Origin of the sequence: Klebsiella sp. 141162 (genome assembly GCF_050600755.1) — a bacterium.
In the GTDB taxonomy this organism is placed as follows: Bacteria; Pseudomonadota; Gammaproteobacteria; order Enterobacterales; family Enterobacteriaceae; genus Klebsiella; species Klebsiella aerogenes.
On the sequence record NZ_JAQIRI010000002.1, the window covers coordinates 172071 to 194217 of the forward strand.

The following is a 22147-nucleotide window of genomic DNA, read 5'->3' on the forward strand; positions in this document are numbered from 1 at the left end:
AAACATGGTAGATAAACGCGAATCCTATACAAAAGAAGATCTTCTTGCCTCTGGTCGTGGTGAACTGTTTGGCGCGAAAGGCCCGCAACTGCCGGCGCCAAGCATGCTGATGATGGACCGCGTCGTCAAGATGACCGAAACCGGCGGCAACTACGACAAAGGTTACGTTGAAGCTGAGCTCGACATCAACCCTGACCTGTGGTTCTTCGGTTGTCACTTCATCGGCGACCCGGTAATGCCTGGCTGCCTGGGTCTGGACGCAATGTGGCAACTGGTTGGCTTCTATCTGGGCTGGCTGGGCGGCGAAGGAAAAGGCCGCGCGCTGGGCGTAGGCGAAGTGAAATTTACCGGTCAGATTCTGCCGACGGCGAAAAAAGTCACCTATCGTATCCACTTCAAACGCATTGTAAACCGTCGCCTGATCATGGGCCTGGCGGATGGCGAAGTGCTGGTTGATGGTCGTCTGATCTACTCTGCAACTGACCTGAAAGTCGGTCTGTTCCAGGATACTTCCGCGTTCTGATTTACCTTCCGTACTTATCCTGAAGTACAAAAGGTCCTGAAGTACAAAAGGCGAAGCCTTCGCAGAGCGAAGGCTTCTTTTTTAAAGAGACAGTCAGGCAGTTTGCACCCTGTCCTCCATGGCTTCTCGCCAACCTCCTAGCCAATGGGACCTCTGATTAAGGGTCTGGTAGGGACACATTTCTTTCGATCTGCCGGTAATGCCGGCCTGATATCCACGCTGATGTGCCCGTTCCAGGCGATCTCGTTTTTGTCTCTTCATGCCTCGTTTCCCTCATTATTTGATCTGGTGGAAAAGAAAACAGTGGTCACTAAATATGCAACCACGTATAACCTTTACCGCGAAACGCAGGCAGCGTCAATGCGCAAAATTCACGCCAGTGTCATATTTGTGAGCTATATGAAAGTTCATTTGTACAAAAATCGTGAGCCAGCACAACTATCAACCTGACGCGGCAAATAAAAAAGCCGCGGCGATTTTTCAGGTCGCGGCGGCTTGTATTGTATTAATTTTACTTATGGCAGGCGGTTCAGCTCGCTCGCAATCGCGGTGGCTTCCTGGCTCCAGGCCTGCGCCAGGGTCTTAACCATCGCATCGTAGCCATCCTGCTGTTGCTTAAGTTCAATATTGAACGGACGCTTAATTAACTGCCCCTGATGCTTAAGCAGCCATTCACCGCTAACGATGACCCGGCCGTCGTAGCGACCGTGGAAACCGCTTACGGAGACGTTAAGCGTATCCTGCTCGCTGCCTAACGGCTGCGATGCCACCACCCAGCCCGGCAGTTGGTTACTCAGATTCGCCACCAGCGTGGTACGTAACTGCTGGTCCAGCGGGCTGGCCCACAGATTGTTATTAGCAATCACATACTGCACATCTGTAGTCTGATAAACCACGCCATTCCCCGCCAGATAATCAGGGATACTCACCTGCTCAACCCACAGCAAATTCTTGCTCTGGTTGACGGCGCTTTGCGCGCCGCTCTTTGCTACCGGTAATTGATAGTAAGTTTTACTCTCACCACCGCTGCTGCAGGCCGTCAGTACGCATACCGCTGCCGCCACTAACCACTTTTTCATTGTTTCGCTCCCTTCGGCTGCGGATCTTTTTTATCCTTGGCCTCAAATACCAGCGCATTGCTCTTGTCGTTGAGGGTTTTCAGTACCGGCTGCAGTTCACGAAGCACTTGATCCAGCCGCTGCATATCCGCAACCATCTTATTGTAGGCCGCCGAGCCCGGCTGGAAGCCCTGCATACTGCGATTCAACTCGCGCAACGTGCTCTGCATATCGGCAGGAAGCTGCTGCATCGACTGGCTTGAAGTGATCTTATTCAAGTTGTCGAGCGTAGTCTGGACACGCTGCATGGTTTTCTGGCTCTGCGCCAGGGTACTGGTCGCCTGCTCCAGCAGTGGGTTAATCGGCAGGTTGTTAATCTTATCGAGCGCATCCATCAGACGCTGCTGGATCTGCGCCAGACCGCCGCTGACGGTTGGAATGATCGGATAGCCGCCGAACTCCTGAATCTTGCCGCGCGGAGGCGCTTTCGGATAGAAGTCGAGATCGATATACAGCGCCCCGGTGACCAGGTTGCCGGTTTTCAGCGAACCGCGCAGGCCGCGGTTGATCAGATCGTCAATATGCGCGCGAATGTTAGGGTCGCCGCCCAGCTGGTTGATTAGACGTTCCGGCTCAATACGCACTTCTACCGGGATACGATAATCATCGTTCAGGCTCTGTTTCAAACCGGGGATAAAGAACGGTACTTTGCCGACGGTACCAAGGCGAATACCGCGGAATTCAACCGGCGCTCCCGGCTGCAGACCACGCACCGAATCTTTAAAGAACAGGACGTAATCGATATGCTGGGTGAACACCGAATCCTGGATACTCTTCTGATCGTCAAACAGGTGGTATTCCGTTTTATTCGCCACCGGCTCGCCGAGATCCAATCCTTCCGGAATATCAAAGCTTACACCGCCGCCAAACAGCGTCGACAGCGATCCCATCTCAACGCGCATTCCCGCAGAGGTAAGATCAACCGCAATACCGCTATCTTTCCAGAAGCGAACGTTAGTGGTCACCAGACGGTCGTTCGGCGCGTTGATAAACAGCTGATAAGTGATGCGGCGCTTCTGCGTATCAAAGGTGCTGGTTTCAACCGAACCAACGCGATAGCCGCGGAACAGCACCGGATCGCCGGGCGAGAGTTGCCCGGCTTTGCTACTTTCCAGCAAAACACGGATACCTTTGGCATCCGGTGAAGCCAGTGGCGGCGAATCCAACAGCGGATACTGCGGCGCGACAGAGCCTTCTTTACCCGGCTGTAATTCGATATAGGCGCCGGAAAGCAAAGTGCCGAGGCCGCTGATCCCCTCGCGCCCCACCTGCGGTTTCACCACCCAGAACACCGAATCTTTATGCAGTAGCTTCTGCATCCCCGAGTTCAGACGCGCTTTAATTTCTACGTGTTTCAGGTCATCAGTCAGGATAGCGCTTTCCACCACCCCGACATCAACGCTGCGGCTCTTGATACGCGTTTTACCCCCTTCAATGCCTTCGGCGTTGGTGGTAATAAGCGTCACCTCCGGCCCCTGATGGCTGTAGTGGTAAAACAGTATCCATGCGCCGATGAGCACAGTCACAATCGGAAAGATCCAGACCGGTGACCAGTTCTTCACCTTCTGCACTTTCGCTTCTCCGCTCTTATTTTCCATGCTGTTGCATTTCCTCATGGCTTGGATCTGGTTCACGGTCCCACAATAGACGTGGGTCAAACATCATGGCCGAGAACATGGTCATGACAACGACCAGCGCGAACATCACCGCGCCTATCGCCGGATAGATATTCATCAAGCCTCCCATGCGCACCAGCGCCGAGAGTACCGCGATGACAAAAACGTCGATCATTGACCAACGGCCAACAAATTCAACCACTTCATAAATCAGGTGCATACGCTCTGAATCACGCGCGCCGTTTCCGTTCGCGCTCCAGCACAGCCAGCCGATAGCGATCATTTTTAACGTCGGCACCATGATACTGGCGATAAAGATAACCAGCGCGACCGGGTAAGAGCCCTCACTCCACAGCAGAACGACGCCCGCCATGATTGTCGACGGCATTTTATCGCCCAGCAGATCGGTAATCATAATCGGCAGAATATTGGCGGGTAAATAGAGCACAAACGACGTCATCAGCAGCGCCAGCGTCCACTGCAGGCTGTTTTTACGCCGCGGGGTACCTTTGGTGTGACAGCGCGGACACTCTTTCTCATCCGCTGGCAGCACCGCCGTGCAGCACGAGCAGGAGCGCAGACCCTGACGCAGCCCCGGCACGCCAGGGCGCAGCGGCTGCTTGATGACCGGCATTGGCGCAATATCGTCCCACAGCCAGCGGCGATCGACGCACTGAAACGCCCGCAACTGCAGCAGGCAGAACAGACACCAGGGAACAAAGCTCAGTCCAACGCCGATATCACCGTAGGCCATGAGTTTAACGAAGCTGACCAGCACCCCGGCGAGGAAAATCTCGGCCATCCCCCAGCTTTTGAGGTGAAACAAAATCCGCGCCAGAAACGCCTTCAAGCGTGAAGGCATATGAACGCGATTGACCAACAATAAGATGGTCACCAGACAAAACGCCGGGACCAGTTGGACAAACAGTAAAAAGAACGTACCAAGGCTGGCGTAATCCTCGGTGAACAGCACGTTTGGTATTTCCAGCAGCTCAATTTCGCTGCTGATCCCGCCGACTTTCATATAAACAAAAGGGAACAGGTTTGCCAGTAGCAGCATGAACAGCGCCACCAGCGCATAGGCCGTGGGACGCTGCCGCGGCGCGTCCCACGATGTGGTGAGCGTGGTGCCGCAGCGTGGGCATGCGGCTTTCTGGCGATGCTCCAGCGGCGGCAAAGCCACCAGCAGATCACATTGTGGGCACAATATGTGCCGCGCAGCATGATGATGATCGCACATGAACACTCCTCAGCTTAAGCGCCGTTTTTGAGTCCTTCGAGATATTCCCAGCGTTCAAAGGCCGCTTCCAGGGCCTGTTCCGCTTCCGCTAACTGCGCCAGCACCTGCTGGGTCTGGTCATGCGGCTGGCCGAAGAACGAAGGATCGGCAACTTTTTCCTGCAGCGTCTGCAGTTGAATTTCCAGATCTTCCAGCTTCTGCGGCAGCTGTTCCAGTTCGCGCTGCAGGTTATAGCTTAGTTTGCTGGCGGCGCGTTTGACACTTTCTGCTTTCTGTTGAGCGACTTCCGCCGGTTTTTTTACAATCGGCTGTTTATTCGCCAGCGACTGCGCTTGCTGTCCGCGCGCGTCGTGATAACCGCCGATATATTGGCCGATACGGCCGCCGCCCTCGAAGATCCAGCACTCGGTCACGGTGTTGTCGACAAATTGACGGTCGTGGCTCACCAGCATCACGGTGCCCTGGTAGCCATCGATCAGCTCTTCCAGCAGTTCCAGCGTTTCGACATCAAGGTCGTTAGTCGGTTCATCAAGAATCAATAAGTTACTGGGTTTCAGGAACAAGCGCGCGAGTAGCAGACGGTTACGCTCCCCGCCAGACAACGCGCGTACCGGGGTCATCGCCCGTTTTGGATGGAACAGGAAGTCCTGCAGATAGCCCAGCACGTGACGCGGCTTACCGTTAACCATCACCTCTTGTTTGCCTTCCGCAAGGTTATCCATCACCGTCCGATCCGGATCCAACTCCGCGCGGTGCTGATCGAAGTAGGCGACTTCCAGCTTGGTACCGACGTGGATACGCCCGCTATCGGCCTGTAGCTGGCCGAGCATCAGCTTCAGCAACGTGGTTTTACCGCAGCCGTTCTGGCCAATCAGCGCAATCTTGTCGCCACGCTGGATTTGTGCGGAGAAATCTTTGACCAGCACTTTGCCGTCAACCTGATAGTTGACGTTTTCCATCTCAAAGACGATTTTGCCGGAGCGAGAAGCCTCCTCGACCTGCATCTTCGCGCTGCCCATCACTTCACGGCGCTCTCCGCGTTCGCGACGCATCGCCTTCAGCGCGCGGACGCGGCCTTCGTTGCGGGTACGGCGCGCTTTAATCCCCTGACGGATCCACACCTCTTCCTGCGCCAGTTTGCGGTCGAATTCAGCATTCTGTAACTCTTCGACGCGCAGCGCTTCTTCTTTATCCAGCAGATACTGATCGTAATTGCCCGGATAGGTCACCAGCTTGCCGCGATCGAGGTCGACGATGCGCGTTGCCATATTGCGGATGAAAGAACGGTCGTGCGAAATAAAGATGATGGTGCCTTTAAAGGATTTGAGGAACCCTTCCAGCCAGTCGATAGTTTCGATATCGAGGTGGTTGGTCGGTTCATCCAGCAGCAGCACGCGCGGCCCGCTGACCAGCGCGCGACCCAGCGCCGCTTTACGCAGCCAGCCGCCGGAGAGCGACGCCAGCTGCGCGTCGGCGTTAAGGCCAAGCTGCTCGATCACTTCATTAATACGGCTATCTAACTGCCACAGCCCAAGGTTATCCAGCTGTTCCTGCAGGCGAGCCAGTTCATTTAAATTTTTGTCGCTCGGATCGGTCATCACCTGATGCGAAACATCATGGTAGGATTTCAGGTACGCCGCCTGCTCGGCAATACCTTCCGCGACAAAATCGTACACCGTGCCGGCGACATTACGCGGAGGATCCTGCTGCAGACGCGCGACGATCAGATCCTGTTCATAAATAATACGCCCATCGTCCAGCCCCTGCTCGCGGTTGAGGATTTTCATCAGGGTCGATTTGCCGGCGCCGTTACGCCCTACCAGGCAGACGCGTTCGTTATCTTCGATATGCAGTTCAGCGTTATCCAGCAGCGGCGCATCGCTGAACGAAAGCCAGGCGCCGTGCATACTAATCAGTGACATTCTTTATTCCTTTCAGGCCGCGGTAATCAGCCAGCAGTTGTGGATCTGACGGTTGCGGGCAAAATCCTGCGACAGCGTTTTTTGCGAAATTTCTTGCGCCTTCAGGCCAAGCGCCGCCAGCCCGTCATGATCCATACGGAAACCGCGTTTGTTATTCGAGAACATAATCGTGCCGCCTTTACGCAGCAGACGTTTTAAATCGGTCATCAGACGGATATGGTCGCGCTGCACGTCAAAGGCATCTTCCATACGTTTGGAGTTGGAGAAGGTCGGCGGATCGATAAAGATCAGATCGAACTGCTCGGTGCTTTCCCGCAGCCAACCCAGTACGTCCGCCTGCATCAGGCGATGCGCGCGGCCGGTTAAGCCGTTCAGACGCAGGTTGCGTTCCGCCCACTCCAGATAGGTGCGCGACATATCGACGGTCGTGGTGGAGCGCGCGCCGCCGAGACCGGCGTGGACGCTGGCGCTGCCGGTATAGGAGAACAGGTTGAGGAAATCCTTACCCTTGCTCATCTGGCCCAGCATACGACGGGCAATACGGTGGTCGAGGAACAGACCGGTGTCGAGATAGTCGGTAAGGTTAACCCACAGACGCGCGTTATACTCCTGTACCTCGATAAAGTCGCCCTTCTCCGCCATCTTCTGGTACTGATTTTTACCCTTTTGCCGCTCGCGGGTCTTCAGCACCAGCTTATTCGGCGCGATCCCTAACACCGCGATAGTCGCGGCGATAATATCGAACAGACGCTGGCGCGCTTTGTGCGCATCGACGGTTTTCGGCGGCGCATACTCCTGCACCACCACCCACTCGCCGTAGCGGTCAATAGCCACGTTGTATTCCGGCAAATCGGCATCGTACAGGCGATAGCATTCAATGCCTTCCTGACGCGCCCACTTTTCAAACTTCTTCAGGTTTTTACGTAAGCGGTTGGCGAAATCTTCCGCCAGCATCGCCGGCTTGCCGCCTTCGCTTTCCGCCAGATGATAGTTCTTCTGTACGCAGTCCAGCGGGCCGTTTTTGGCTTTAAACTGTTTATCGGCACGCAGTTGCAGGCAGCTCAGCAATTCCGGCGAGGCGCTGAAGACCGACAGGTTCCAGCCGCCAAACTGGTTTTTCATAATCCGCCCCAGCAGGCTGTGCAGGGCAATCAGCGCCGGTTCGCTTTCCAGGCGCTCGCCGTACGGCGGGTTGCTGATAACGGTGCCGTACGGGCCTTTCGGCAGCGGATTATTGAGCTGTGCGACGTCTTTCACTTCAAAGTTGATGAGCTCGCCAATTCCGGCGCGGCGGGCGTTGCGGCGCGCGCGTTCAATCACGCGCTCGTCGACGTCAGAACCATAGAAGCGCGATTCATATGCGGCCAGCCCCTGGCGCGCGCGCGTTTGCGCCTCGGCTTTCACCTCTTTCCAGATGACGTCATCATGCTGTGCCCAACCGCCAAAGCCCCAGTGGCCGCGGTGCAGGCCCGGCGCGCGATCGGTCGCCAGCATCGCCGCTTCAATCAGCAGTGTGCCGGAGCCGCACATCGGATCGAGCAGCGGTGTTCCCGCTACCCAGCCGGAGCGCATAACGATTGCCGCCGCGAGGTTTTCTTTGATAGGCGCCATGCCGGTACCGTCACGGTAGCCGCGCAGATGCAGGCCTTCGCCGCTCAGATCCAGCGAGATATGCGCCGTCTCTTTGTTCAGCCAGACGTTGATTCGCAGATCGGGGTTTTCACGATCGACATTCGGACGCGGCAGGTTTTTACGCGTGAAGCTATCGACGATAGCGTCTTTGACTTTCAATGCGCCATACTGACTGTTGCGGATCTCCTCGTTGAGGCCGCTAAAATGCACCGCAAAGGTGGCGTCAGTGGTAAAGATCTCCGTCCACGGAATCGATTGAACCCCCAGGTAGAGATCCAGATCGCTATACACGCTGCACTCACCCAGCGGCAGCATGATGCGCGAGGCCAGCCGGCTCCACATCAGGCTTTGATACAGCAGTCGCGTATCTCCCTGAAAATGAACCCCGCCCTGGACAACCTGGCACTCCGTGGCGCCAAGTCCTTCCAGTTCAGTTTTTAACAGCTCTTCAAGACCACGAGCCGTGCTGGCAAACAGAGATTTCATATCGTCACTTTTACTTAAAGAAAATTGGTGCGCATTATAGCCAATATGTGCCCTATGTCATAAAGTTAAAGGCTTATTTTTGAACCCAGGGGCAGCGTATGGTAACGCTATCGAAACTTTTTATTCATCCCGTCAAATCCATGCGCGGAATTGGCGTCACCCATGCCTTTGCCGATATTAGCGGCATGGCCTTCGACCGCATCTTTATGCTGACCGAAACCGACGGTACGTTTATTTCCGCGCGGCAGTTTCCGCAGATGGTAAAATTCCTGCCTTCTCCGCTTCACGACGGCCTGCATTTGACCGCGCCGGATGGCAGCAGCGCGCTGGTGCGCTTTGATGATTTCGCTCCCCAGAGCGAGCCGACGGAGGTCTGGGGCAACCATTTCACCGCCTTGATCGCGCCGGCCGCCATCAACCAGTGGCTCAGCGGCTTCTTCAACCGCGACGTCCAACTGCGCTGGCTCGGGCCGCAGCTAACCCGGCGAGTAAAACGTCACGACGCGGTGCCGCTCTCCTTCGCCGACGGTTATCCCTACCTGCTCGCCAACGAGGCCTCACTTCGCGACCTGCAGCAGCGGTGCCCTGCCAGCGTAAGCATAGAACAATTTCGCCCTAATCTGGTGGTCACCGGCGCGGCGGCGTGGGATGAAGATAGCTGGAAAGTCATTCGCATCGGCGAGGTAGTATTTGACGTCGCCAAACCCTGCAGCCGCTGCATTTTTACCACCGTCAGCCCGGAACGTGGGCAAAAGCATCCGTCCGGCGAGCCGCTGGAGACGTTAAAGCGTTTTCGTACCGCGCAGGATAATGGCGATGTCGATTTTGGCCAGAATCTGATCGCCCGCAACAGCGGCGTGATCCGCGTGGGTGATGAAGTGGAAGTGCTGACCCGTGGTCCGGCTAAAGCCTATGGCGCCGGCGATAGCGACGATACGCTGGCGGCGGATACGCAGCCAAAAGCGACGGTTGAGATTGAGTGGCAAGGGCAACAGTTTACCGGCAATAACCAGCAGGTACTGCTGGAGCAACTGGAACAACAGGGTATTCGTATCCCTTACTCCTGCCGCGCCGGGATCTGCGGCAGCTGTCGTATCCGCCTCGAAGAGGGAGAAGTGAGTCCGTTAAAGAAAAATGCGGTCGCCGCGGATGGCACCATTTTATGCTGCAGCTGCGTACCGAAAACCGCGCTGCGCCTGGCGCCTTAAACCGCCTGCCCGAGGCTGTAGCTGGCCGCGCTCTGCGCCGGCTGCAGCCTGTCATTCATAATTTTTATCACATCGCCTAACTGCATCACCCGGCCAGCCAGAGTTAGTCCAGGCTGCGCCAGCAGGCAAAGCGTGGCGTTTTCACCCGGTTCGACCACCAGCAAATTGACCTGCTCGCCGGTATCGCTGATCCACACGCTGGCAGCGTCGCCGCTGGCGGGTTGCCAGTTCTGCTGATGCGTGGTGAAATGCCAGCTCTTCGGCATCTGCGGTTTTAGAAAACGGATCGCGGTTAAGGCATTTAATACTAATTCGGCACGCTGCTCTTTGTTTAATTCAATTTCGCGGCATTTTTCTTCAAAAGAAAAATAAAGCGCCGCGTCATCGACGCAGAATCCCGACGGTGCGAAAGCGTCAGGCGTTAACATGCGCCGGGCAAAACGTGAGCGAAATAACATACCATTGGCCAGATCGAGCATCATGCGGTCATGCTCTTCGTCGTAATACCAACGCCAGTTATCGTCAGGTTTAATCCGCATTTCTACCCCCGTCCTCTTCCACTTCCTTCTGCAAAGCAATGGCATCCTGCTACAGAATAATTTCTAAAATTAAGAAAAGACTAAAATGTCTAAATAAGCAACAATGAAGGAATATAAAACAACCAGGGCCGGAAATAAAGCCCTGGGGAAGATTCAGAGACGGAAAAGATTAGATGTGTGTAACAATTTCTTTAATCAGCGGCGGGCCTTTAAAAATAAACCCGGAATAAATCTGCACCAGCGTGGCGCCAGCAGCCAGCTTTTCACGAGCGGCAATCACCGAGTCAATACCGCCAACTCCGATAATTGGCAAACGACCATTTAATTCCGTCGCCAGCATACGAATAATTTCGGTGCTTTTTAATTGTAATGGACGACCACTCAACCCACCGGTTTCATCACAATGCTTCATCCCCTGGACCAGTGAACGATCGAGGGTGGTATTGGTAGCAATGACGCCATCAATATTATGGCGAACTAAGCTGTCGGCCACCTGGATCAATTCCTCGACGGAAAGATCCGGGGCGATCTTCACCGCCACAGGAACATATTTTTGATGTTTCTGTTGAAGTTCGAGCTGCTTATTTTTAATACCGCCGAGTAAATCATCCAGCGCTTCACCATATTGTAGAGTACGTAGCCCTGGGGTATTCGGCGAGGAGATATTAATGGCGATATATCCAGCGTATGGATAGACTTTTTCCATACAAATCAGATAATCATCTTTACCCTGCTCAACCGGGGTATCTTTATTTTTACCGATATTAATCCCCAGTACGCCGTCAAAATGCGCTTTTTTCACATTCTCGACCAGGTTATCAACACCGTGGTTATTAAAGCCCATGCGGTTGATCAAACCTTCGGCATCGACGAGACGGAAGATCCTCGGCTTGTCATTGCCCGGCTGTGGACGCGGGGTTACGGTACCAATTTCAATTGAGCCGAAGCCCATCGCACCGAGCGCATCAATGCACTCGCCGTTTTTATCAAGCCCGGCCGCCAGCCCCAGCGGATTCTTGAAAGTGAGCCCCATGCAGGTAACGGGTTTCGACGGTACTTTTTGCCGAACCAGTATTTCCAGCGGCGTGCCGGTTACGCGGCGTAATTGTTGGAAGGTTACTTCATGAGCGCGCTCAGGATCGAGCTGAAAAAGAGCTTTACGAACGAAGGGATAGTACATGAACTCTCCTGGATTCCCGGTGTGCAAACCGGGGGCGTATTATGTTCGATCCGCGCCCGAAAGGGAATTGACCTGCGACAAAAAATCACGTGTCCAACGCAAACGTTTACTTCTCTACCGCCTGTTATGCGCATTTTGGCAATTTAACGCCGGAAAAATCATTTAGGGAAATAAACGCCCTCTGTCACACTGCCATAAAATGTTATCAATTATAGATAAATGCAAACATTTGGTTATAAGGAGAGAGTATGCGCGTTATTACACTCGCGGGCAGTCCCCGCTACCCTTCTCGCTCAAGCGCATTGCTGGAGTACACCAGAGAGAAACTTGCCGCAGCCGACATCGAAGTCTATCACTGGCATTTACAGAATTTTGATCCCGAAGATCTGCTTTACGCCCGCTTCGATAACCCCGCTCTGCATACCTTAAATGAACAACTGGCCGGCGCCGATGGCCTGATTATCGCCACCCCCGTCTATAAAGCCTCTTTTTCCGGCGCGCTGAAGACGCTGCTCGACCTGCTACCGGAACGCGCTCTGGAAGGCAAAATTGTCCTGCCGCTGGCGACAGGCGGCACCATCGCCCATATGCTGGCGGTCGATTACGCTCTGAAACCGGTGCTTAATGCCCTGAAAGCGCAGGAAATCTTACATGGCGTTTTCGCCGATGATAGCCAGGTCACCGATTATCAACACAAGCCGCAGTTCACACCGAATCTGCAAAACCGTCTCGACCAGGCGCTGGAGACCTTCTGGCAGGCGCTGAATCGCCGCAACAGCCGTATCTCCGGACTAAAGACATTACAGGGGGTTGAGCATGCTTAATCCTCTGCGCGCCCTGACTCTCGGCGGGCTACTCATGCTTTCCTTTATTACGCATGCGGCCCAGCAAGCGCCGGAAGCGTTACGCATCGGCTACCAGAAAGGCAGCGTCAGTATGGTGCTGGCGAAGAGCCATCAGTTGCTGGAGCAGCGCTATCCGCAAACTAAGATCTCATGGGTCGAGTTTCCCGCCGGGCCGCAAATGCTGGAAGCGCTGAACGTCGGCAGTATTGATATCGGCAGTACTGGCGATATTCCACCAATTTTCGCTCAGGCTGCCGGCGCCGATCTGGTCTATATCGGCGCGGAACCCGCGAAACCGAAAGCGGAAGTGATTCTGGTTGCCGATAACAGCCCAATCAAAAGCGTGGCAGAACTGAAAGGACGTAAGGTGGCGTTCCAGAAGGGCTCCAGCTCGCACAATCTGCTGCTGCGCGCTCTGCAGCAGGCAGGCCTGAAATTCAGCGATATCCAGCCGGTATATCTTGCCCCCGCCGATGCCCGCGCCGCATTTCAGCAGGGTAATGTCGACGCCTGGGCTATCTGGGATCCCTATTACTCTGCGGCGCTGCTGCAAGGCGGGGTACGGGTACTGAAAGATGGTAGCGACCTGAAGCAGACCGGTTCGTTCTATCTTGCCGCCCGTCCTTATGCCGAAAAGAACGGCGCCTTTATCGAAGGCGTGTTGGCGACCTTTAGCCAGGCGGATGCCCTGACCATCAGCCATCGCCAGGAAAGTATTGCCCTGCTGGCCAAAACGATGGGGCTACCCGAGGCGGTAATCGCCAGCTATCTCGACCATCGTCCGCCAACCGCGATATCCCCGGTAAGCGCTGAAACGGCCGCTCGCCAACAGCAAACCGCCGATCTGTTCTATGAGAACAAGCTGGTACCGAAAAAAATCACTATTCAAAACCGTATCTGGCAGCCTGCCCCCGCACAAGGAGCGAAATCATGAGTCTGAATATGTTCTGGTTCTTACCCACCCACGGTGACGGCCGCTATCTGGGCACCGACGAAGGGGCGCGCCCGGTAGACTACAGCTATCTGCAGCAAATCGCCCAGACCGCCGACCGACTCGGCTTTACCGGCGTACTTATTCCCACCGGACGCTCCTGTGAAGATGCCTGGCTGGTTGCCGCTTCAATGATCCCCGTCACCCAGCGACTGAAGTTCCTCGTCGCGCTGCGCCCAAGCGTCGTATCGCCTACCGTCGCCGCGCGCCAGGCAGCTACGCTTGATCGACTCTCTAATGGCCGGGCCTTGTTCAACCTGGTCACCGGCAGCGATCCAAATGAATTAGCCGGCGATGGCGTATTCCTCGACCACACCGAACGCTACGAAGCCTCCGCCGAGTTCACCCATATCTGGCGCAAGCTGATGGAAGGCGAAACCGTGACCTTTCACGGCAAACATCAGCACGTACGCGGGGCGAAACTGCTCTTCCCGCCGCAGCAACAGCCGCGACCGCCGCTCTACTTTGGCGGCTCCTCGGACGTTGCCCAGGATCTGGCCGCCGAACAGGTAGACCTCTATCTGACCTGGGGCGAACCGCCGGCGCAGGTGGCGGAAAAAATCGCCCAGGTGCGTGAGAAAGCCGCGCGCCTCGGCCGCAGCGTCCGCTTTGGTATTCGTTTGCACGTCATCGTTCGCGAAACCAATGAAGAGGCATGGCAAGCGGCGGAGAGCTTAATCTCCCATCTGGATGACGAGACCATCGCCCGCGCGCAGGCAGCCTTCGCGCAAACCGATTCTGTTGGCCAGCACCGCATGGCGGCGCTGCACAACGGCCGTCGCGACAAACTGGAGATCAGCCCGAACCTGTGGGCCGGGGTCGGTCTGGCGCGCGGCGGCGCAGGTACTGCGCTGGTTGGCGATGCGGCCACCGTCGCTGAACGTATTAATGAATACGCCGAACTTGGCATCGACAGTTTTATCTTCTCCGGCTACCCGCACCTTGAGGAAGCCTGGCGAGTCGGCGAACTGCTGTTCCCGCTGCTCGATGTCAACGTTCCGACGATCCCTCAGCCGCAAAACCTGCGCCTGCAGGGGGAAGCGGTAGCGAATGAATTTATCCCGCGTAAAGCGGCGCAAAGTTAGGGAGCGAACTATGGCAGCCTCTTCGCAAAAACTTCTGTTACGCCTCGCCCCCTGGTTTTTACCGGTAGGCACCGTGTTGATCTGGCAATTGGCGTCCTCGGTAGGCTGGCTCTCAACCCGTATTCTCCCCTCTCCGGAGGGGGTACTGAAAGCCTTCTGGACGCTCTCCGCCAGCGGCGAACTGTGGCAACATCTGGCGATCAGTTCCTGGCGCGCCTTGCTTGGCTTCGCCATCGGCGGCTCCATCGGCCTGACGCTCGGGCTCATTAGCGGGCTCTCGCGTTGGGGCGAACGCCTGCTGGATACCTCCATCCAGATGTTGCGCAATGTGCCGCATCTGGCGCTGATCCCCCTGGTGATTTTGTGGTTCGGTATTGATGAAAGCGCCAAAATATTTCTTGTCGCGCTGGGGACGATGTTTCCGATTTATATCAATACCTGGCACGGCATTCGCAATATCGATCGCGGTCTGGTGGAAATGGCGCGTAGCTATGGCTTATCCGGATTCGCTCTTTTCCGCCACGTGATCCTCCCCGGCGCCCTGCCCTCGATTATGGTCGGCATTCGCTTCGCCCTCGGATTGATGTGGCTGACGCTTATCGTCGCTGAGACCATCTCGGCTAATGCCGGGATTGGCTATCTGGCGATGAACGCCCGCGAATTTCTGCAAACCGATGTGGTGGTGGTCGCCATTATTCTTTACGCCATACTCGGCAAGCTCGCCGATTTCAGCGCGCAACTGCTGGAACGCGTCTGGCTGCGCTGGAACCCGGCGTACCGTCTTCAGGAGGCTAACGCATGAATACTGCTCGTCTTAATCCCGGGATCCCGCTGTTACTCAATGGGGTCAGCAAACGCTACGGCGACAATGTCATTCTCAATGAGCTGGATTTACATATTCCTACCGGGCAATTTGTCGCGGTGGTCGGCCGTAGCGGCGGCGGTAAAAGCACCCTGTTGCGCCTGCTGGCCGGGTTGGAAAAACCCAACGGCGGCGAACTACTGGCAGGCGCGACGCCGCTTGCGCAGATTCAGGAGGATACGCGCATGATGTTCCAGGACGCGCGGTTGCTGCCCTGGAAGACGGTTATCGACAACGTTGGGCTTGGGCTGAAGGGCCAGTGGCGCGATGCCGCCCGCCAGGCGCTGGCCAGCGTCGGGCTGGAAGAGAGAGCCGATGAGTGGCCGGCCGCGCTTTCCGGCGGGCAAAAACAGCGCGTTGCGCTGGCCCGCGCGCTGATCCATCGCCCGCGCCTGTTATTGCTGGATGAACCGCTGGGAGCCCTCGACGCCCTCACCCGCCTGGAAATGCAGGAATTGATTGTTTCGCTCTGGCAGGAGCACGGCTTTACCGTGTTGCTGGTAACCCATGATGTGAGTGAAGCGGTGGCGATGGCCGACCGGGTGCTGTTAATAGAAGAAAAGAAAATCGGCCTCGATTTGAACGTGGATATTCCACGTCCGCGGCGGTTCGGCTCGGCGAAGCTGGCGGAACTGGAAGCACAGGTGCTCGATCGGGTGATGAAGCGCGGCGACAGCGAGCGCGCGCCGCGTTTGTTTAGTCATGGCTAACTAACGTCCCCGGCCCGCGCTTCGCTCGGCCGGACTACCAAATCGCAAAGCGCTGTAGCCCCGGTAAGCGAGTGCGCCACCGGGGATTTTGCGGCCACCAACACCGGCAGTTTCAGCCAGCGTAGTGAACCCGGATAAGGCGCTTGCGCCGCTATCCGGGATTTGCACCGCCGTTACGCCAGCGCCTTGGCGATCTTCTCGAACAGATCGCCGGAGAGATTCTCCAGCCCTTTCAGCTGTTCCAGCGCCGCACGCATCTTGGCCTGACGTTTCTCATCGTAGCGTTTCAGACGAATCAGCGGCTCAATCAGACGCGACGCCACCTGCGGGTTGCGGCTATTGAGCTCGGTCAGCATTTCCACCAGGAACTGGTAACCGCTGCCGTCTTCGGCATGGAACGCCGCCGGGTTGCTGCTCGCGAAGGCGCCGATCAGCGAACGTACACGGTTCGGGTTGCTCATCGTGAATGAACGGTGCTTGAGCAATCCGCGTACCGTCTCAACCACATTGGCCGCCGGGCTGGTGGACTGCAGGATGAACCACTTGTCCATCACCAGACCGTCCTGGTGCCACTTATCGTCATACTCCTGCATCAATGCATCACGGCACGGCAACTCCGCCGCCACCGCCGACGACAGCGCAGCCAGCGCGTCGGTCATGTTGTCAGCATGATGATACTGGGCTTGCACCAGCTTATCTGCCAACTCAACATCGCCAAAAGCCAGATAGCGCAGGCAGGTATTGCGCAGAGAACGTTTACCGATATCGGCATGGTCTACGCGATAGCTGTCGAGCTTGTTGGCGTTGTAAACCACCAGCAGCTCATCGGCCAGCTCTTTCGCCAGCGTACGGGTCAGCGCTTCGCGCACCGCCGCGATGGCAATCGGATCGATGATGGTGAACAGTTCAGCGATTTCGTTGGCCGAAGGCAGCGTTAAAATTTCCGCCGCCAGCGCCGGATCGATTTTTTCGTCGAGTAGGATCGCGCGGAAGGCGTCAGCGACGTGGATCGGCAGCGACAGCGGCTGTCCCTGCTGATGACGATTAACGTTGAGCTTAATGTAGGTCGCCAGCAGACTCTGCGCGGCATCCCAACGCGAGAAGTCGTTACGCGCGTGGCGCATCAGGAACGTCAGCTGCTGGTCGCTCCACTTATATTCAAGCTTGACCGGCGCGGAAAATTCACACAGCAGCGCCGGTACCGGCTGGAAGTAAACGTTATCAAAGACGAATGTCTGCTCCGCCTGGGTCACGTTCAGCACGTGGTGCACCGGATGGCCGCCCTTCTGCAGCGGGATCGCTTTGCCTTCGTTATCGTACAGCTCGATACTGAACGGGATGTGCAGTGGTTGCTTGTCGGCCTGTTCCGCGGTCGGCGGCGTACGCTGGCTGATAGTCAGGGTGTACTGCTCGGTTTCCGGGTTATAGTCGTCATGCACGGTCACGACCGGCGTCCCGGACTGGCTGTACCAGCGACGGAAATGCGACAGATCCACGTTCGAAGCATCTTCCATTGCCTGCACGAAATCATCGCAGGTGGCGGCGCTGCCGTCGTGGCGTTCAAAGTACAACTGCATCCCTTTCTGGAAATTGGCTTCGCCTAACAGGGTGTGCAGCATACGGATCACTTCCGCGCCCTTTTCGTAGACCGTCAGGGTGTAGAAGTTGTTCATTTCAATAACCATATCCGGACGGATCGGGTGCGCCATCGGGCTGGCGTCTTCGGCAAACTGCAGCCCGCGCATGGTACGCACGTTGTTGATACGGTTTACCGCACGCGAGCCGAGATCGGAACTGAACTCCTGATCGCGAAATACGGTCAGCCCTTCTTTCAGGCTGAGCTGGAACCAGTCGCGACAGGTCACACGGTTGCCGGTCCAGTTATGGAAATATTCGTGACCAATGACGCGCTCGATATCGAGATAGTCTTTATCGGTCGCGGTATCGGTACGGGCCAGCACATATTTAGAGTTAAAGACGTTGAGGCCTTTGTTCTCCATCGCGCCCATGTTGAAGAAGTCGACGGCGACGATCATATAGATGTCGAGGTCATATTCGAGACCGAAACGGGTTTCGTCCCACTTCATTGAGTTTTTCAGCGAGGTCATCGCCCACGGCGCGCGGTCGAGATTGCCGCGGTCAACGTACAGTTCGAGCGCGACTTCACGCCCGGAACGGGTGGTGAAGGTATCACGCAGCACGTCGAAATCGCCGGCCACCAGCGCGAACAGGTAACAGGGTTTTGGGAACGGATCCTGCCACTGGATCCAGTGACGGCCATTGTCCAGCTCGCCCTGCGCTACGCGGTTGCCGTTAGAAAGCAGGTAGGGGTATTTCGCTTTATCGGCGATGATTTTGGTGGTGAAGCGCGCCAGCACGTCCGGGCGGTCGAGGTACCAGGTAATATGGCGGAAGCCTTCTGCTTCGCACTGGGTACATAGCGCTTCGCCTGACTGATACAGGCCTTCCAGCGCGGTGTTCGCCGCCGGGCTAATTTCATTGACGATAGTCAGGGTGAAACTGTCCGGCAAACCGCTAATCACCAGCTGATTGTTTTCTTCTTTATAGTCGTTCCACGGCTGGCCGTTCACCTGCAGTGAAATCAGGGTCAGGTCTTCGCCATCCAGACGCAATGGCACATCAGACGCAGCCGCGTGACGGGAAACCTTACTCTCGGCCGTGACAACGGTTTTCGCGGCATCCAGGTCAAAGGTCAAATCAATATCGCTAATCAGATAATCCGGCGCACGGTAGTCGTGGCGGTATTTGGCTTGGGGCTGTTGTGTCATAAAAAACCTTTAGCGTGTCTGTAAAGTATCGGCTCCAGTCTATTCCTGTTGCGCAGATCGCGCTATGCAGAATCTTCATCTTTTCAACGTTCAACACGAAAATCGCTACATATTGATAACACATGAGGCACGAAATGCGCTCGACCCGGCGCAAAGCTTGTGGTGTGATCCGTGTTCAATATATTAAACTAGGCCTCGCAAATGACCGTCAGCGTTACCGTCGAGCCATCGCAGCAGGACAGCACCGGGTATTAAAGGTATACTCCGCCTCCTTTTTTCTGCTTTGGTTTGAATGGAACGCCCCAGTGAGAGGATGCTACTGCGCACCATGACACAATTCACTTCTCCTGTACTGCACTCGCTGCTTGATACGGATGCCTATAAGCTGCATATGCAGCAGGCCGTCTTCCACCGCTACTATGATGTGGAGGTGGCGGCAGAGTTCCGCTGCCGCGGAGACGATCTGCTCGGCATCTATGCCGACGCGATTCGCGAGCAGGTTGAAACCATGCGCGACCTGAAGCTGCAGGACGATGAGTATCACTGGCTGTCCACCCTGCCGTTCTTCTCGCAGGACTATCTCGACTGGCTGCGCGACTTCCGCTACGACCCGAGCCAGGTCACCGTCATCAACGATCATGGCAAGCTGAATATTCGCCTCGCCGGGCCGTGGCGCGAAGTGATCATGTGGGAAGTGCCGCTGCTGGCGGTCATCAGCGAACTGGTGCACCACTACCGTTCGCCGGAAATCGGCGTCGATCTGGCGCTGGAGACGCTCGAACATAAGCTTGCCGACTTCGCCGACATGACCGCCGACATCGATATGTCGGCATTCCGCCTGATGGATTTCGGCACCCGCCGCCGCTTCTCCCGTGAAGTACAGCAGGCTATCGTGCAGCGCTTGCAGCAGGAGCCGTGGTTTGTCGGCACCAGCAACTACGATCTGGCCCGCCGACTCAATTTAACCCCGATGGGCACCCAGGCGCACGAATGGTTCCAGGCCCACCAGCAAATCAGTCCAAACCTGGCCAGCAGCCAGCGCGCGGCGCTAGCCGCCTGGCTGGCGGAATATCCGGATCAACTGGGTATCGCCCTGACCGACTGCATCACCATGGACGCTTTCCTGCGTGATTTCGGTCCTGAATTCGCTACCCGCTATCAGGGACTGCGTCATGACTCCGGGGATCCGCTGGAGTGGGGCGAAAAAGCAATCGCCCATTATCAGAAATTGGGTATCGACCCGATGAGTAAAGTGCTGGTGTTCTCCGATAACCTCGACCTCGGCAAAGCGGTCGAACTGTATCGCCACTTCTCCTCGCGGGTGAAGCTCAGCTTCGGTATCGGCACCCGGTTAACCTGCGACATCCCACAGGTGAAACCGCTAAATATCGTAATAAAACTAGTAGAATGTAACGGCAAGCCGGTGGCGAAACTCTCCGATAGCCCGGGAAAAACCATCTGCCACGATAAGGCGTTCGTCCGCGCCCTGCGCGAGGCCTTCGACCTGCCGCCGATTAAAAAGGCGAGTTAATTTCAACAAGGAGCCTCTCAGGCTCCTTTTTCTTTATTATTTATTGTCAAATTATCCCTTTATGATGCGAATTCTGCTTGTCTGATGGAAGATGACAGGTAACATAGATATCCCCCCGTTGAAGGGGAAGAGACTTTTTTATTGGACTATATAGAGAGAATATTATGAGCGTTGTGCCTGTAGCCGACGTACTCCAGGGCCGCGTTGCCGTTGACAGCGAAGTCACCGTGCGCGGATGGGTGCGTACCCGCCGAGATTCTAAAGCTGGCTTTTCTTTCCTTGCCGTCTATGACGGTTCCTGCTTTGATCCTGTACAGGCCGTTATTAATAATTCTCTGCCCAATTACAATCAGGAAGTGTTGCGCCTGACCACCGGCTGTTCGGTTATCGTCACCGGTAAAGTCGTGGCCTCCCAGGGTCAGGGCCAGAGCTTTGAAATCCAGGCCTCCAGCGTGGAAGTCACCGGCTGGGTTGAAGATCCGGACACCTACCCGATGGCGGCGAAACGCCACAGCATCGAGTATCTGCGTGAAGTGGCGCACCTGCGTCCGCGCACCAACCTGATTGGCGCGGTAGCGCGCGTACGCCACACCCTGGCGCAGGCGCTGCATCGCTTCTTCGACGAACAGGGTTTCTTCTGGGTATCCACCCCGCTTATCACCGCTTCCGATACCGAAGGCGCCGGTGAAATGTTCCGCGTATCGACGCTGGATCTGGAAAACCTGCCGCGTAACGACCAGGGTAAAGTCGATTTCGATAAAGACTTCTTCGGTAAAGAGTCGTTCCTGACCGTTTCCGGCCAGTTGAACGGTGAGACCTATGCCTGCGCATTGTCCAAAATCTATACCTTCGGCCCAACCTTCCGCGCCGAAAACTCCAACACCAGCCGCCACCTGGCGGAGTTCTGGATGCTGGAGCCGGAGGTTGCCTTCGCCAGCCTCAACGATGTTGCCGGTCTGGCGGAAGCCATGCTGAAGTACGTCTTCAAGGCGGTACTGGAAGAGCGTGCGGATGACATGAAGTTCTTTGCCGAGCGCGTGGATAAAGACGCCATCGACCGTCTGCAGCGTTTTGTCTCTGCTGATTTCGCCCAGGTTGATTACACCGACGCCGTCACTATCCTGGAAAACTGCGGCAAGCAGTTTGAAAACCCGGTGTACTGGGGCGTGGATCTCTCCTCAGAGCATGAGCGTTATCTGGCCGAAGAGCACTTCAAAGCGCCGGTGGTCGTGAAAAACTATCCGAAAGACATTAAGGCGTTCTACATGCGCCTTAACGAAGACGGTAAAACCGTCGCCGCAATGGACGTTCTGGCGCCGGGCATCGGTGAAATCATCGGCGGCTCCCAGCGTGAAGAACGTCTCGATGTGCTGGACGCGCGTATGGCCGAAATGGGTCTGAATAAAGAAGACTACTGGTGGTATCGCGACCTGCGCCGTTACGGCACCGTACCGCATTCTGGCTTCGGTCTGGGCTTCGAGCGTCTTATCGCCTACGTAACAGGGGTACAGAACGTTCGCGACGTGATTCCTTTCCCACGTACGCCACGTAACGCCACATTCTAATCGCGTTTCGTTAAAACACTGACAAGGTCGGCGCAAGCCGGCCTTTTTTTATGTCAATTTTCGTGAGCGAATTTCAACAAACTTAAACATCAACCTTCACAATTCGTAATTATGTTACTCACTATTTCCTTACCCTTAGTACGTAGATTTCGCACCTTATGTTAAGACACAAATGAATACACTGATTGAATTGGCTATTTTTTAATCATTACGCGCACGTTATGCAAAAAAGGCGCCTGAGCGAAAAAGGAACCAAACTGAGACAAAAAATAATCAAATCTGTCTTTAGCGAAAATATTCATAAC

Annotated in this window: 18 protein-coding genes; 9 read left to right on the forward strand and 9 right to left on the reverse strand. The window is 55.8% G+C overall.

The annotated features are described in order from the left end of the window. Nucleotides 1–4: 4 nt before the first annotated feature. Nucleotides 5–523: a bifunctional 3-hydroxydecanoyl-ACP dehydratase/trans-2-decenoyl-ACP isomerase gene (gene fabA / locus PGR23_RS08430; protein ID WP_015704907.1), complete on the forward strand. Its 519-nt coding sequence runs from the start codon at nt 5–7 to the stop codon at nt 521–523. A gap of 93 nt (nt 524–616) precedes the next feature. Here the strand turns inward: fabA and rmf are convergent, their stop codons facing one another. The 6 genes from rmf to rlmKL form a co-directional block, all read right to left on the reverse strand. Further along, nucleotides 617–784, reverse strand: coding sequence for a ribosome modulation factor (gene rmf, locus PGR23_RS08435; RefSeq protein WP_015704906.1), 168 nt, complete (start codon nt 782–784; stop codon nt 617–619). Nucleotides 785–1038: 254 nt separating this feature from the next. Next, entirely contained in the window at nt 1039–1602 is a 564-nt protein-coding gene (pqiC, locus tag PGR23_RS08440; RefSeq protein WP_015367436.1) for a membrane integrity-associated transporter subunit PqiC, read from the reverse strand. Next, complete coding sequence (gene pqiB / locus PGR23_RS08445) at nt 1599–3239, reverse strand: intermembrane transport protein PqiB (RefSeq protein WP_042892880.1); 1641 nt, start codon at nt 3237–3239, stop codon at nt 1599–1601. The genes pqiC and pqiB overlap by 4 nt, the downstream gene beginning before the upstream one ends. Further along, on the reverse strand, nt 3229–4497 hold the full coding sequence (gene pqiA / locus PGR23_RS08450) for a membrane integrity-associated transporter subunit PqiA (RefSeq protein WP_032711301.1): 1269 nt from the start codon (nt 4495–4497) through the stop codon (nt 3229–3231). The genes pqiB and pqiA overlap by 11 nt, the downstream gene beginning before the upstream one ends. A gap of 14 nt (nt 4498–4511) precedes the next feature. Further along, nucleotides 4512–6419, reverse strand: a complete 1908-nt coding sequence (locus PGR23_RS08455) for an ABC transporter ATP-binding protein (RefSeq protein ID WP_396279795.1) — start codon at nt 6417–6419, stop codon at nt 4512–4514. Nucleotides 6420–6431: 12 nt separating this feature from the next. Next, complete coding sequence (gene rlmKL, locus PGR23_RS08460) at nt 6432–8537, reverse strand: bifunctional 23S rRNA (guanine(2069)-N(7))-methyltransferase RlmK/23S rRNA (guanine(2445)-N(2))-methyltransferase RlmL (protein WP_047065508.1); 2106 nt, start codon at nt 8535–8537, stop codon at nt 6432–6434. Nucleotides 8538–8635: 98 nt separating this feature from the next. Between rlmKL and PGR23_RS08465 the strand changes: the two genes are divergently transcribed. Further along, nucleotides 8636–9745 (forward strand): YcbX family protein, encoded by a 1110-nt coding sequence (locus PGR23_RS08465; protein ID WP_396279796.1) that lies wholly within the window; start codon nt 8636–8638, stop codon nt 9743–9745. On the opposite strand, the gene zapC is transcribed toward PGR23_RS08465, so the two are convergent. Together zapC and pyrD are read right to left on the reverse strand one after the other, a co-directional pair. Beyond that, nucleotides 9742–10284: a cell division protein ZapC gene (gene zapC, locus PGR23_RS08470; protein ID WP_045395659.1), complete on the reverse strand. Its 543-nt coding sequence runs from the start codon at nt 10282–10284 to the stop codon at nt 9742–9744. The genes PGR23_RS08465 and zapC overlap by 4 nt on opposite strands. A 169-nt stretch (nt 10285–10453) precedes the next feature. Further along, nucleotides 10454–11464: a quinone-dependent dihydroorotate dehydrogenase gene (gene pyrD / locus PGR23_RS08475; protein WP_020079247.1), complete on the reverse strand. Its 1011-nt coding sequence runs from the start codon at nt 11462–11464 to the stop codon at nt 10454–10456. 248 nt (nt 11465–11712) lie between these two features. On the opposite strand from pyrD, the gene ssuE reads away from it, so the two are divergent. From ssuE to ssuB, 5 genes are read left to right on the forward strand one after another with little or no spacing between them, the layout of a single operon-like run. Beyond that, a complete protein-coding gene (ssuE, locus tag PGR23_RS08480; protein ID WP_045395662.1) occupies nt 11713–12288 on the forward strand; it encodes an NADPH-dependent FMN reductase in 576 nt (191 codons plus the stop codon). Continuing rightward, on the forward strand, nt 12281–13243 hold the full coding sequence (locus PGR23_RS08485) for a sulfonate ABC transporter substrate-binding protein (RefSeq protein WP_047045628.1): 963 nt from the start codon (nt 12281–12283) through the stop codon (nt 13241–13243). Before ssuE ends, PGR23_RS08485 begins: the two co-directional genes overlap by 8 nt. After that, nucleotides 13240–14385, forward strand: a complete 1146-nt coding sequence (gene ssuD, locus PGR23_RS08490) for an FMNH2-dependent alkanesulfonate monooxygenase (protein ID WP_045395668.1) — start codon at nt 13240–13242, stop codon at nt 14383–14385. The genes PGR23_RS08485 and ssuD overlap by 4 nt, the downstream gene beginning before the upstream one ends. Before the next feature lie 10 nt (nt 14386–14395). Then, on the forward strand, nt 14396–15187 hold the full coding sequence (ssuC, locus tag PGR23_RS08495) for an aliphatic sulfonate ABC transporter permease SsuC (RefSeq protein WP_015367447.1): 792 nt from the start codon (nt 14396–14398) through the stop codon (nt 15185–15187). Further along, nucleotides 15184–15957: an aliphatic sulfonates ABC transporter ATP-binding protein gene (gene ssuB / locus PGR23_RS08500; RefSeq protein ID WP_047045623.1), complete on the forward strand. Its 774-nt coding sequence runs from the start codon at nt 15184–15186 to the stop codon at nt 15955–15957. The genes ssuC and ssuB overlap by 4 nt, the downstream gene beginning before the upstream one ends. Before the next feature lie 173 nt (nt 15958–16130). Here ssuB and pepN read toward each other — a convergent pair whose 3' ends face one another. Next, a complete protein-coding gene (gene pepN / locus PGR23_RS08505) occupies nt 16131–18746 on the reverse strand; it encodes an aminopeptidase N (RefSeq protein ID WP_047065518.1) in 2616 nt (871 codons plus the stop codon). 328 nt (nt 18747–19074) lie between these two features. Between pepN and pncB the strand changes: the two genes are divergently transcribed. Then, on the forward strand, nt 19075–20277 hold the full coding sequence (gene pncB / locus PGR23_RS08510) for a nicotinate phosphoribosyltransferase (RefSeq protein WP_047065560.1): 1203 nt from the start codon (nt 19075–19077) through the stop codon (nt 20275–20277). A gap of 164 nt (nt 20278–20441) precedes the next feature. Next, nucleotides 20442–21842, forward strand: coding sequence for an asparagine--tRNA ligase (gene asnS, locus PGR23_RS08515; RefSeq protein ID WP_047045619.1), 1401 nt, complete (start codon nt 20442–20444; stop codon nt 21840–21842). Nucleotides 21843–22147 lie beyond the last annotated feature (305 nt).

What these genes read in the sequence shown, in the direction of transcription:
- fabA (WP_015704907.1), top strand. Translation starts at nt 5, where the DNA reads ATGGTAGATAAACGCGAATCCTATACAAAAGAAGATCTTCTTGCCTCT.
- rmf (WP_015704906.1), bottom strand. Translation starts at nt 784, where the DNA reads ATGAAGAGACAAAAACGAGATCGCCTGGAACGGGCACATCAGCGTGGA.
- pqiC (WP_015367436.1), bottom strand. Translation starts at nt 1,602, where the DNA reads ATGAAAAAGTGGTTAGTGGCGGCAGCGGTATGCGTACTGACGGCCTGC.
- pqiB (WP_042892880.1), bottom strand. Translation starts at nt 3,239, where the DNA reads ATGGAAAATAAGAGCGGAGAAGCGAAAGTGCAGAAGGTGAAGAACTGG.
- pqiA (WP_032711301.1), bottom strand. Translation starts at nt 4,497, where the DNA reads ATGTGCGATCATCATCATGCTGCGCGGCACATATTGTGCCCACAATGT.
- PGR23_RS08455 (WP_396279795.1), bottom strand. Translation starts at nt 6,419, where the DNA reads ATGTCACTGATTAGTATGCACGGCGCCTGGCTTTCGTTCAGCGATGCG.
- rlmKL (WP_047065508.1), bottom strand. Translation starts at nt 8,537, where the DNA reads ATGAAATCTCTGTTTGCCAGCACGGCTCGTGGTCTTGAAGAGCTGTTA.
- PGR23_RS08465 (WP_396279796.1), top strand. Translation starts at nt 8,636, where the DNA reads ATGGTAACGCTATCGAAACTTTTTATTCATCCCGTCAAATCCATGCGC.
- zapC (WP_045395659.1), bottom strand. Translation starts at nt 10,284, where the DNA reads ATGCGGATTAAACCTGACGATAACTGGCGTTGGTATTACGACGAAGAG.
- pyrD (WP_020079247.1), bottom strand. Translation starts at nt 11,464, where the DNA reads ATGTACTATCCCTTCGTTCGTAAAGCTCTTTTTCAGCTCGATCCTGAG.
- ssuE (WP_045395662.1), top strand. Translation starts at nt 11,713, where the DNA reads ATGCGCGTTATTACACTCGCGGGCAGTCCCCGCTACCCTTCTCGCTCA.
- PGR23_RS08485 (WP_047045628.1), top strand. Translation starts at nt 12,281, where the DNA reads ATGCTTAATCCTCTGCGCGCCCTGACTCTCGGCGGGCTACTCATGCTT.
- ssuD (WP_045395668.1), top strand. Translation starts at nt 13,240, where the DNA reads ATGAGTCTGAATATGTTCTGGTTCTTACCCACCCACGGTGACGGCCGC.
- ssuC (WP_015367447.1), top strand. Translation starts at nt 14,396, where the DNA reads ATGGCAGCCTCTTCGCAAAAACTTCTGTTACGCCTCGCCCCCTGGTTT.
- ssuB (WP_047045623.1), top strand. Translation starts at nt 15,184, where the DNA reads ATGAATACTGCTCGTCTTAATCCCGGGATCCCGCTGTTACTCAATGGG.
- pepN (WP_047065518.1), bottom strand. Translation starts at nt 18,746, where the DNA reads ATGACACAACAGCCCCAAGCCAAATACCGCCACGACTACCGTGCGCCG.
- pncB (WP_047065560.1), top strand. Translation starts at nt 19,075, where the DNA reads ATGACACAATTCACTTCTCCTGTACTGCACTCGCTGCTTGATACGGAT.
- asnS (WP_047045619.1), top strand. Translation starts at nt 20,442, where the DNA reads ATGAGCGTTGTGCCTGTAGCCGACGTACTCCAGGGCCGCGTTGCCGTT.